The organism is Amphritea sp., from assembly GCF_016744155.1.
Taxonomy (GTDB): Bacteria; Pseudomonadota; Gammaproteobacteria; order Pseudomonadales; family Balneatricaceae; genus Amphritea.
In genome coordinates, this window is sequence record NZ_JADGEW010000009.1 from 122,331 (window position 1) to 134,064 (window position 11,734).

Consider the following 11,734-nt stretch of genomic DNA (forward strand, 5'->3'; position numbering starts at 1 on the left):
AAAATTAGGGACGCTATTTTCGCATAATAAGGGTTAACAATGCAGCCAGTTTCTATGCGATCAAAGCAGTATCAGTCCCCTATATAAACAACTGTTTCATAAAAGTTATGATATTTAAATTAAAAAACTATTGTTAAGAGACTATGCTGAACTAACATTCAGCCCGTACTGGTGATTAAACGCAGTTACTTATTACTTTTATCACATAGAATATTTATATCGTCCTCCCTGTTGTTTCATGGCGGTTTCAGTGGGGGATTAGCATAAACCGTTTGTTTTTTATCCAACGGATACCGGATACTGATTTATGCAAAACCGCATGCTTAAATATTTACTGGTTATGCTTAGCATTGCCATTCCGACAACCAGCCAAAGCGCAGAAGCATTGACCCCTGCCAGCCTGCAACTGATTTGGAAACATCAGTTCCAGTTTGCCGGTTACTATATGGCAAAGCATAAAGGGTTTTATCGGGATGCTGGCATTGAACTCTCAATCCACGAATTCGAAAGTAACGAAGATCCTGTCGAGCTCGTCCTCAACGGCACTAGAGATTTTGCTGTAGGCCGTTCGACGATTCTATCTCAACGGATAAAAGGCGCTGATATCGTCGCCCTGTTATCAGCCTTCCAAAACTCCCCATTAATGCTGTTAACCACTAAAAAATCAGGCATAAAGACACCTGCTGATCTCTTAAACAAGCGTATTATGATGACCCCCGATGCAGAGAAACAGGTCGAACTGCTTGCAATGCTACGTCAGTCGGGCGTCAGCCCCAGCGACTTTACACGACAGGAACACAGCTTTGATATTAATTCCCTTATCAAGGGAGAAACAGATGCAATGGCCTCCTATATATCCAACGAGCCATTTCAAATGAAGCAACTGGGAGAAGAGTACAACATCATCCACCCGAAAGACTTCGGTTTTCACATGTATTCCGATCTGCTATTTACTTCTAAATCACTACTTCAAAAAAATCCGGCCCTCGTCGAGTCGTTTCGCAACGCAACAATAAAGGGCTGGTTGTATGCCTTCGATCACATAGAAGAAACCGCAGAGCTGATTATTTCAGACTATAACAGTCAGAACCGCTCCAGAGAGGCGCTCATATTTGAAGGGGAACAGTTAACCAGACTAGCTTTTGATAAAAAGGAAAACTTCGGCTCCCTGAGTCAGGAAAAGCTGGAAGTGATATCTCAGCTTTATCTTCTGTTTAACTATATTTCTCCTGATTACAAAATCGGTGATTTCATCTACCGCCCCAAGGCAGAAAATCAATTATCACTGTCGATCAGCGAGCACTTGTTCCTGGCAACACACCCGGTACTCACCCTCTGCGGAAACCCTCATTGGGAACCATACAGTCAACTAACCAATAACCAATATGCAGGTTTTTTCCCAGATTACATGAGCCTTATTGGCCAACGCACTGGGCTTCAATTTGAAGTAGTTACCCACTCTTCTTGGGCTGAGACTATTAAGGCGATGAAGACTGGTGAATGCGACATTGTCCCTGGAGCGATGCAAACACCAGATAGAGCCCATTTTATGGGATTTTCCGATGCATTTATTAGCATACCCGCAGTCCTCGCAATAGATTCAAAGACTCCTGAGGACATTTCTTTAAATGAACTATTTAAAAAACCTATAGCCATAGTTGCCGGCTCAGCTTTCATCGAAATAATAAAAAGCCGTTACCCCAACACTACAATTATTGGCGTTAACTCTGTCGAAGAGGGATTAACGCAACTCAAAAAGAACAAGGTAATCGCTCTTCTGGATGCCCCTAACAGCATCAGTTCTGCGATTAGTCGAACCGACGTTACCGGCATAAGAATAGTCGATCAGGTTCGAGATAACTGGGACCTCAGTATCGCCGTTAATCACAAATACCATGACTCGCCTCTCTTAAGCATCTTTGATAAAGCGATCGCATCCATTAAGCAGAAAGAGCGTGACGCAATCAGTGACCGCTGGGTAAAAATTGCCTTTGTTCATGAAACTGATTACACCCTAATATGGCAGTTATTACTGGGTGCAAGTCTGTTGCTTATTTTCTTAGCTTATAGGTACCGACTGATTCATGTCCACAATACACAATTAGAAAAGGTGGCGAGACAAGATCAACTAACGGGGATTAATAACAGACGCGCTGTAATCGAAGCATTGAAGGAAAATAGTGCTATCGCTGTACGATATAACCGGCCGGTTTCATTGATTTTTTTTGATCTGGATGATTTCAAACTCATCAATGACCGTTTTGGCCATTTTGAAGGTGACATCGTCCTCAAAACCGTTGCACACATACTCAAAGACAATTGCCGTCAGAGCGATGTTTACGGCCGCTGGGGAGGAGAAGAGTTTCTTATTATTCTACCCGAATCCAATTTATGCCAGGCCTTTCAAAGCGCCGAGAAACTACGCCGGGCCTTAGAAATGCAGAATTTCAATCCAACAATACCTGATACCATCACCGGCAGTTTTGGCGTTGCTCAACTCAAACCAGGCGAATCAATTAACAGTATTATCCAACGGGTAGATCTGGCTCTTTACCAAGCAAAATCTGCAGGCAAAAACTGTGTTTTCAAAGATGTCAGCATCACCTCCACAACTTCAGAAAAATCCAGTCTGGCCAGTTAATTCATTCGCACAGGATAGCCCCCTCAGGTCTCAGAGAGTACAATCCACTTAATTATTAAACGGATTCAAACATGTCCTTTGAAAGCGCCCTCACCTTTTTTATCGCTATCTTTATTTTCGGTATAACTCCGGGACCGGGTGTGTTTGCAATCTTGGCAAAATCGATAATTGAGGGCCCTAGACGTTGTATTATGTTGGCTCTGGGGATGACTATCAGTGATATAGTCTATCTGACACTTGCATGCTTAGGGTTAGCGGCCATTGCAGAACACTGGGGTGGGCTCTTCACTCTGATCCGCTGGCTTGGTGCTGCTTACCTTATCTGGTTGGGATTAAAGTTATTCACCAGCAAACCTGATCTAAAGACCTCAGCACCTATGGTAAATAAGCGTTCTTCCCTTGAGTTTGTTCAAGGATTTCTCATCTCAGCATCAAATCCGAAAGTTATCCTCTTTTATATGGCCTTTCTGCCAACTTTCATGGATCTGACTGTTCTGAACAGCGGAGACATTGCCCTGGCGGCTACGCTAACATTGTTTGCTTTAATGCTTGGGCTGATGTTAATTGCCTTTTGTGCACATTGGGCGAGTGCCAGACTCCGTTCAAAACAAGCGGCAAAGCGACTAAACCAGAGCGCTGGTGTGATAATGATGGGGGCCGGTGTTTATCTGGCCGCTCGCAATTAGATCGTATTACTTAATTATTTCGTCCAACTTTTTATCAATTCTCGACGCTTAATATCACAGGACTTCGATGGAAACCTTTGCTGCTCCCCAGGGAGAATTTGAACTAACACGCTTTCCTCTCAGATCAAAAGAAACCTTACGTGCCTGGGATGCCGCTGACGAGTACCTACTTAATTTTCTGATGGAAGAGCAACTCATCACAACAGAGAGCAGGGTTCTTATTTTAAATGATAATTTTGGAGCGCTGGCCTGCGCCCTGTCAGAAACAAAACCCGTCGTCGTCAGTGATTCGTTTATCTCATTTCAAGGAATACTGGAAAACCTGAAAAGAAATAACATAGAGGAGTGCAGCGTTGCATTCAGGAATTCTTTGGAAGAATACGGCGAAATTAATCATCCCTATAACCTGGTAATACTTAAAGTCACCAAAAGCTTGGCTCAACTGGAAGATCAGCTACACAGAATCCGGCCTTATATAGATAAAGATACACGGATTATTGCTGCCGGGATGGTGAAAGGGATTCATAGCTCAACACTTCAACTGTTTGAGTCCATAATTGGCACCACAACAACATCCCTCGCTCGCAAAAAGGCACGTTTAATTTACAGCCACTTAAATCCTGCACTGATCATTCCTGAAAATAGTTATCCCAGGTCCTATACTCTGGAAAATACTCACTACGAAATTCTGAACCATGCCAACGTATTCTCTAGGGAGAAGCTGGATATTGGCACACGCTTCCTGATCGAAAATCTTCCGGTTAGTGATCATTATCAACAAATATTAGATCTAGGCTGCGGCAACGGCATTGTTGGGCTGATGACAGCCTCAGTAAACCCCAATGCCAGCGTAAGTTTTGTAGATGAATCGTATATGGCTGTTGCTTCCGCTAAAGCAAACTTTACAACAGCATTTCCCGACAGACAGGCAAATTTTACAGTGACAGACTGCTTGAGAGGCATTGCCGCTGACAGCTGTGATCTCATTCTAAACAACCCCCCTTTTCACCAACAAAACGCGATTGGCGATTTTATCGCCGTACAGATGTTTAAAGAATCTTTTGCCGCACTAAAAAAAGGGGGAGAGCTTTGGGTAATAGGTAACCGTCACCTTGGCTACCACGTAAAACTAAAACGACTTTTCGGTAACTGTTCAACTGTCGCAAGTAATAAAAAATTTGTAATCCTGAAAATGATAAAGAGTTAGTATTTACCACGCACCTCTACTGATATAGAAAAATAGCTTTTAGTTAAACAGCCGTTTACATTTAAGTTATTAACTTGCCCAGTATCGAATCGACCAATATATCTAAATACGGTATATTCATACCTTTGTAATTCCCACTGATTATATCTGGTCATATGTTTATCAGGAAAAGATGAACATGCTGTAGGTCATGAGTATGCAATGGATAATCGAACATAACGGTTTTATTATCGAAGCAATTTTGATGGGTACTTTTGTTATTTGGGTTGGTACACGGATCTGAGCAAGCCTAATTTCAGGAATGAACCACAACCATGCCATTCATTAGTTTTCCCCGAGCTCTTCGTAGCGTTGCAACAACCGCTATTTTCTTTGCCTGCTCTGCACAAAGTACCGAACAGAGCGAGCTCTCTGAGCTTGATTACTTCAACGATCTGCCCGTTACATTTTCCGCAACACGCTTATCTCAAACACTGAGCGAGGCGCCTGCTTCTGTCACAATTATAGACCGCCGGATGATTGAAGCTTCCAGCGCCCTGACTATTCCGGAACTGCTGCGCTTAGTTCCGGGTATGCAGTCTTACCATATTGCCACCAACAATTCTGCAGCCGCCTATCATGGCATGAGCGATAAATTCCCTCCGCGCATGGAGGTAATGATCAATGGTCGATCGGTCTACCTTCCGCTATTTTCTGCCGTCAGTTGGGAAACTCTGCCAATAACACTGGCTGATATTGAGCGCATAGAAGTAATTAGAGGCACCAACACAGTTACCCAAGGCTCAAATGCTTTTTTAGGCGCAATAAATATCATTACCCACACTCCCCTAAGCGATCAGTCCAGTTTTATAAGTTATACCCAAGGGGAATTCAATACTCGTAACACTCAGGCGCAACATAGCCAAAAGACCTCCCACGGTCATTATCGAGTTGCTGCCGGACTTTTAGGTAATGAAGGGTACTCCTTTCCCTATGATGCACAGGACCCTTACTTCAAACGTTATTTTAGTTTTGAAACGACAATTTCTCCTACGCTACTAGATACATTCACAATTGACCTTGGTTATTCTGAGGGCTATAGCTCAGTGGGTGATATAGCACCAAAGCCAGGCTGGGGTTTCAATCGTCGCGAATTTGAAACCAATCACCAGCAATTTAGCTGGTCACACTCACTTAGCGGCTCAGAGGAATTAAAAGTGACCTATGCACACTCAGTAAATAATCTGAGTGCTCGGCTATTAACAGCAGACGAGGCAGCCCCATTAATAGGTCAGCCTGTCAGTATCGCTCAGGAATTTCTTGACACTAATGCGCCGTTTTTCATCACTGCAGAAACCGGGAATATTGAACAGCACGACCTTGAGATAACCCTGAAACAACAACCTGATTATAATTCCCAAATAATAACCGGAATTGCATACAGGGCTGCCAGCGCAAAGAACAGACAACTGTTAGATACAAACGAGTGGGTAAAAGAGGAAAGCACCCGCCTTTTTACTAACTGGGAATATTCTGGATTTACCAACTGGATAATCAACACAGGTGCGATGCTAGAACATGCCAGCGGCGTTGGTACTCGCGTATCTCCCCGCATTGCAACTAACTACCAACTATCAGAGCAAAGTACACTCAGGGCATCTGTAAGCCGGGCATACAGAATGCCGTCGCTACTAGAGGCAAACTTTCAAAGCATTATATATATTCCGGCGCCCTACACTGGGTTTTTCGGCGATGTTTATGATTATGACTTCATCGCTAATGATCAGCTTTCACCGGAAAAATTAGACTCTATCGACATCGGTTTAATGATCAACTGGCCTGAACTGCACTCGCAATTGGATACCCGTATCTTTTATGAAAAAATTGAGGACGGGATAACAACCAGCTATCAATTGCAAGACGCGGCCATGCTCGCCTCTTCACCGCTAGACCCCGATCATCTCTATCGCAGCTATATGAATCGAGCAGAGTGGAGCAACCAAGGTATTGAGTTTCAGTATAAATACCAGTCTGAAGGTAGTTTAAAGCCATTCCTAGTTATCAACTATGGGTATATAGATAGCAATGGCTTCAGAAATGACGGTAATAATAACGGAAGCCTGACTGACGTTATTAACAGGCTTGAAACCCGCAATCCAATGCATACAGCCTCAGCGTTAGCCAGTATTACTCTGCCCAATCGCCTGCAATTAAGTCTGAGTCATTACTACCTGAGTTCGGTTCGTTGGCAGGAAGCTGTTAAAGACTCAAGTCCACCCAATGCCCCTTACCACCGTACAGATCTGAAAATTTCCCAAAATTTCAAAATATCACCCCAAAATAAGCTAAGTATTGCGCTGATTGTTCAGAACTTACTGGATAATCCCTATTCTGAGTTTTATGCTGAAAATATGTTTGAACAGCGCACCTATGTACAAGCACAACTGAGTTTTTAATTTACGAGCAAACGGAATATGCAGACAGCTACACTGGAAGTAGTTATAAAAGCCTCTGCCTACCGGCTTGCAATATGCATACTGGTAGGGCTTTTGCTCGTCTGCACTAATCTTAAAGCGGCGGATTCACTACTGTTACTCAGCGGTGACAGTCCTACATATGAAAAAGTTGCATCGACGATTATCAGTCAAGGCCCCGCAATTCACATCGATACATCTTATCCAAGCCATCTGACCAAAAACTCGGAACAGCACCTGTCTTCCTATAAGATAATCATCAGCGTCGGCAGCAAAGCAACTGAGTTTGCGATGCAATACGGCAGGGAAAACAGCACTATTCTCAGTACTTTTATTCCCCGTCTCCAGTTTCAACGGTTATCAGAGAAATACTCTGACCGAATCACAGAGAAGCACATTTCAACTACCGCAGTGTTTCTCGACCAACCGATGCACCGACAGTTACGGCTTGCCTCGCTGATTAAACCAAACCTTGAAAAACTTGGTTTCACTCTCGGGCCCAATTCAGAAAAAATGTTACCTGAATTGAAAAAATCAGCAGAGGATGTGGGCTTCAGCCTCAACTATCAAACCCTGGCATTAAGTGACAACCCGATACAACGCATACAACCCATTATGGATGATTCTGATCTGTTTTTGGTCATTCCTGATCCCAGCACCTTTAATAAAACAACAGCCAAATGGCTTTTATATATGTCCCTGCGCAGCAAAGTACCATTGCTCGCGTTTTCTCATAACTATGTTAAAGCAGGTGCTGTGGCCGCCTGTATAACCACACCGGAAGACATCGGGCGTTATACCGCTGAACAACTACACCTGATTGAAGGAGGGGCTACACCTCCTCCCACATACAGCCCCTATTTTAAAATCGTTACTAACCCCAAAGTAGCCAGACAATTAGGACTTTCAATCAGTACAGCTGAAATCCTCCATCGGCAGATTCAGGAGGATGAAAACCAGTGAAATATAATAAAAAAAGACACTATGGAATTCGTCAACAAATACTGTTGATCACTCTAATACCGCTGGTTGTAATGACTCTGATTCTCGCTGGCTACTTTGTAACCACCCGAATATATGATAACCAGAAGGCGCTTATTGAGAGAGGCGAGACTATGTCACGCCTGATTGCGCAAGCATCTGAATTCGGTCTGATTTCAGGTCTGACACATCAGTTATCCGCACTAAGCCAGGGACCAACTCAGGAAGCCGATGTTGCAGATGTGATTTTTATTAATAAACAGGAACGAGTTTTATATCGCTCTGGTGACTTCGAATTAAATCTGGACCTGAAACAGCAGCCTTATCGACAGGTGAGCGACAAAGTATGGCTCTTTACTACGCCCGTCGTTACCCAGGGAATAATTGTCAGCGACTCACCCGAAAACCAGACTAAAATTGAACAAGAATTACTTGGCTGGGTTGTTGTGGCTATGTCAACAAAACCAATGCATAGCAGGGAAAATCAAATCATCAGTAATAGCCTGCTGATACTTCTAGGTGGCTTAGCAATCACCTTTATCATTGCAGCTAGGTTCGCTGAAACACTAACAAAACCGATAATTTCGCTCACATCTGCAGTAAAAAGGCTTGAGGAGGGGCATCTCGATGCCCGGGTAAAAGTACAGTCATCCGCTGAACTAGGCTCCCTCGAAAAAGGTGTAAACCTTCTTGGCGAACAAGTACAGAGCTCTAACCAGATACTTGAAAGCCAAGTTCATAAAGCAACAGACCGACTACGCAAAACAATGCACCACCTGGAAGACCAGAATATAGCTTTACAGAAAGCCCGACAGCGTGCAGATCAGGCAAACATGGCTAAAGATGAATTTCTTGCGCGTATGAGTCATGAGCTTCGAACCCCTCTAACATCTGTTCTTGGTTTTACTAACATACTCAGGCAAACAAGCCTGACTATTGAGCAACAAGAACACTGCCGTATCATAAATCAAACATCCACAATGCTGCTATCAATCATCGATGACATCCTTGATTTTGCCAAGCTTCAGTCAGATGCAATTAAACTCGAACGCATTCAGTTCAGCCCTGAACTGGTTATATTTGAAGCGCTAGAAATGCAGTCACATAGCGCAGCAGCTAAAGGCTTAGAAATAGTCTATCAAGTGGACCCACAGGCCTGTAATGATGTTTTGGGCGACCCAACCAGGCTTCGCCAGATCGCTATTAACCTGATCAGCAATGCTATTAAATTTACCGATGCTGGTCATATTCTCGTAAATCTAAACGTTATCAAAAAAACACCAAGCCAGAAAAAACTAATGCTTAGCGTCAGGGATACGGGCATCGGCATTTCAGAAGAACAAAGACAGCATCTATTTAACGCCTTCTCACAAGCGGACTCATCTATTACTCGACGCTTCGGTGGCAGCGGTCTGGGGCTGGTCATTGTAAAAAAACTTGTCGGGTTGATGCAGGGCGAAGTACAGCTTAACAGCCAGCCAAACATAGGGACTGATATAAGTTGTAGCTTTATCGTCAAAACTCAGGCAAAGCTAATTCAACACCAACCAGAAGCGAAACATAATAAGGAGCTAATCATATTTGACCGGCATCCTGAGAGCCTTGCTTCTATCAGTAGCATGGTAAAGTCTTCTGTCACTGACGTTACCGAATGCGCAACCCTACAGTCACTCGAAAAAGCCTTATCGAAAGCACAAAGCCACGGGGCAACATTAATCTTTGGGCTGAGCGCAAACGTAGACATAGCGAATCAACAAAAGCTTAAAATGACTGAGTTACTTTCGTCTTCTAAAGGAAAAATTCTACTTTTGACACCCGCTTTAATCGGTAACATGGAAGAGTTTGACTACCTGAAAAGGAATAATCAGCTAACTATAAGTAACAAACCGTTACAGCGGACTTTACTGCAAAATTGGCTTCAGCACTCACGAGATAACAACCCCCAAGTAAAAGCAGATAGCCTACATCCCCTTTCTCCAGAGACAATAGTTCTTATTGCCGAAGATAACGATTTTAATCGTCTTTTACTAAGAAAGATCGTAGAAGCAGCCGGCGCTACTGTGTTTGAAGCACGCAACGGCGTTCAAGCGATAGAGCGTATTAATGCCATTAAACCAGATATCGTAATTATGGATGTACACATGCCAGAAATGGACGGTATTAGAGCAACTAAAGTTGTGCGTAAAACGCACCCGGATATCCCTATTATCGCGTTAACCGCCGATGTAATATCAAGCGAAGAACATGCTTTACGTCAGGCAGGCATTACCCGGATCGAATATAAACCGGTTAACGACAACAGACTTATTAAGTTGCTTAAACTGTTATCAGATAAACCAAGCATTGCTGATAGCAAGGCCATGACAAAAACTAAGCCCCTCCAAGAGCGCACCAATCTTGCTCGCTATCAATTGAGCAAAGAGGACCTTCATAATGAACTCACAGCGCAAATGAAGAGTTTGAGAGAAGCCTTCAATTTGAACGACAAGATAGGTATCCGAAACCATAGCCATCAACTCATTGGGCTGGCAGGCCTCTTCGAATTGCCAGAACTAGAAAGTTGCAGCTCAGAACTCAATGATGCGGTTAAAGCAGGGAATAGTAGAGAAACCTGGGATATATTATGGCGACTACAACGCCTGATCGAACATCATCAATATCTGAATGATTAAAAGTCGACTGAAAGCGGAGCATTACGGATAAAGTTATCCAGATCCTTAGCCACTTCACGAATATACGAACGCCCTTCAGTATCATACAAGTAACCATTGATTCCTTGTCGGGCTATCACATGCTTCACCTCCCCCTGATCAAACTGATAACAACGTAGCCTATATGTTTCTAGTTCGTCATCATGGGATATCGGAGTGTGAATAAAAAGGTTCCAGACAGGTTCTTTAGTTGCTCTAGTTTCAATACCTTGTAACAAAGCCAACACATATTCACGTTCAGGACGATAGACAGGAGCCCTGCCAAACATAAGCCCTCCCACTAATATGAAAAGCACTAACAAGCTGACTAGAAATACCGCTATAAACTCCATCTGGACCTCAATGGTACCGGCTCAAATCCTGAGCTAACAGGTTCTTTGCAGCGCTATGAATTTGACTTTGATATTGAGCCTCTAGAGTCTCGATAAGGTCCATATACTTAAGCTTCTGCGGCCCCTTCAACTTCTTCCAGGCTTCCATCCGCGGTATATGGTTACTCTGCTCAAATACTTCATTAAACACTACTAAACCTTCGTTCTGCGCGAGAAGAGGGTCAAGATTATCTAGCAGTACTTTACATCGTATAGAGGCTTCAACCAGTGGAATTTCACCGTTGATGACTGACTTCGCAATCACTTGCAAGCTTTCTATCAGATAGAGTCGATGCTCTCTAACCTCTGCAGCTATCTCCTGCAGTTTACGCTCCGCCTCAACACGTTTCGCTTTTTGCTTACTAAGCAGGCGCCAGATAAAAATAGAAAGCCCTGTCACAACCAACAGATTCACTATAATTAAACTATAAATTGTTGTGTCAGACATAGATTACTACACTCCGAAAAAGCTGTTTAAGATACTCAGATAGACAAGATCATTATCTATTAAATAGGGTTAAAAAGCAGTGGCTATAGAAGAGAGCGTTGCTCGTTGCTCGTTGCTCGTTGCTCGTTGCTCGTTGCTCGTTGCTCGTTGCTCGTTGCTCGTTGCTCGGCATTATTGGTTTACACCAATCCCATGCAACAACTTTCTTACAAAGCATTTAACTCACTAACCTTCTT

8 protein-coding genes are annotated in these 11,734 nt (G+C 43.3%); 6 read left to right on the top strand and 2 right to left on the bottom strand.

Features of this window, described 5'->3' with window-relative positions; all coding sequences use genetic code 11:
* Positions 1 to 307 precede the first annotated feature (307 nt).
* The 6 genes from QZZ54_RS09605 (at position 308) to QZZ54_RS09630 (ending at position 10,640) form a co-directional block, all read left to right on the top strand.
* On the top strand, positions 308 to 2,641 hold the full coding sequence (locus QZZ54_RS09605) for an ABC transporter substrate-binding protein (protein ID WP_290702181.1): 2,334 nt from the start codon (positions 308 to 310) through the stop codon (positions 2,639 to 2,641).
* Between the two features lie 71 nt (positions 2,642 to 2,712).
* Complete coding sequence (locus QZZ54_RS09610) at positions 2,713 to 3,327, top strand: LysE family translocator (RefSeq protein ID WP_290702183.1); 615 nt, start codon at positions 2,713 to 2,715, stop codon at positions 3,325 to 3,327.
* A 67-nt stretch (positions 3,328 to 3,394) separates the two neighbouring features.
* Positions 3,395 to 4,534, top strand: a complete 1,140-nt coding sequence (locus QZZ54_RS09615) for a methyltransferase (protein ID WP_290702185.1) — start codon at positions 3,395 to 3,397, stop codon at positions 4,532 to 4,534.
* A gap of 314 nt (positions 4,535 to 4,848) precedes the next feature.
* Entirely contained in the window at positions 4,849 to 6,969 is a 2,121-nt protein-coding gene (locus tag QZZ54_RS09620) for a TonB-dependent receptor (protein ID WP_290702187.1), read from the top strand.
* Between the two features lie 18 nt (positions 6,970 to 6,987).
* Positions 6,988 to 7,950, top strand: a complete 963-nt coding sequence (locus QZZ54_RS09625) for an ABC transporter substrate binding protein (RefSeq protein WP_290702189.1) — start codon at positions 6,988 to 6,990, stop codon at positions 7,948 to 7,950.
* Positions 7,947 to 10,640, top strand: coding sequence for an ATP-binding protein (locus QZZ54_RS09630; RefSeq protein ID WP_290702191.1), 2,694 nt, complete (start codon positions 7,947 to 7,949; stop codon positions 10,638 to 10,640). Before QZZ54_RS09625 ends, QZZ54_RS09630 begins: the two co-directional genes overlap by 4 nt.
* Here QZZ54_RS09630 and QZZ54_RS09635 read toward each other — a convergent pair.
* Both QZZ54_RS09635 and QZZ54_RS09640 read right to left on the bottom strand, forming a co-directional pair.
* Entirely contained in the window at positions 10,637 to 10,948 is a 312-nt protein-coding gene (locus QZZ54_RS09635) for a hypothetical protein (protein WP_290702193.1), read from the bottom strand. The genes QZZ54_RS09630 and QZZ54_RS09635 overlap by 4 nt on opposite strands.
* Positions 10,949 to 11,018: 70 nt before the next feature.
* Positions 11,019 to 11,498, bottom strand: a complete 480-nt coding sequence (locus tag QZZ54_RS09640) for a DUF2489 domain-containing protein (RefSeq protein ID WP_290702195.1) — start codon at positions 11,496 to 11,498, stop codon at positions 11,019 to 11,021.
* Between the last annotated feature and the right edge of the window lie 236 nt (positions 11,499 to 11,734).

What these genes read in the sequence shown, in the direction of transcription:
- QZZ54_RS09605 (WP_290702181.1), top strand. Translation starts at nt 308, where the DNA reads ATGCAAAACCGCATGCTTAAATATTTACTGGTTATGCTTAGCATTGCC.
- QZZ54_RS09610 (WP_290702183.1), top strand. Translation starts at nt 2,713, where the DNA reads ATGTCCTTTGAAAGCGCCCTCACCTTTTTTATCGCTATCTTTATTTTC.
- QZZ54_RS09615 (WP_290702185.1), top strand. Translation starts at nt 3,395, where the DNA reads ATGGAAACCTTTGCTGCTCCCCAGGGAGAATTTGAACTAACACGCTTT.
- QZZ54_RS09620 (WP_290702187.1), top strand. Translation starts at nt 4,849, where the DNA reads ATGCCATTCATTAGTTTTCCCCGAGCTCTTCGTAGCGTTGCAACAACC.
- QZZ54_RS09625 (WP_290702189.1), top strand. Translation starts at nt 6,988, where the DNA reads ATGCAGACAGCTACACTGGAAGTAGTTATAAAAGCCTCTGCCTACCGG.
- QZZ54_RS09635 (WP_290702193.1), bottom strand. Translation starts at nt 10,948, where the DNA reads ATGTTTGGCAGGGCTCCTGTCTATCGTCCTGAACGTGAATATGTGTTG.
- QZZ54_RS09640 (WP_290702195.1), bottom strand. Translation starts at nt 11,498, where the DNA reads ATGTCTGACACAACAATTTATAGTTTAATTATAGTGAATCTGTTGGTT.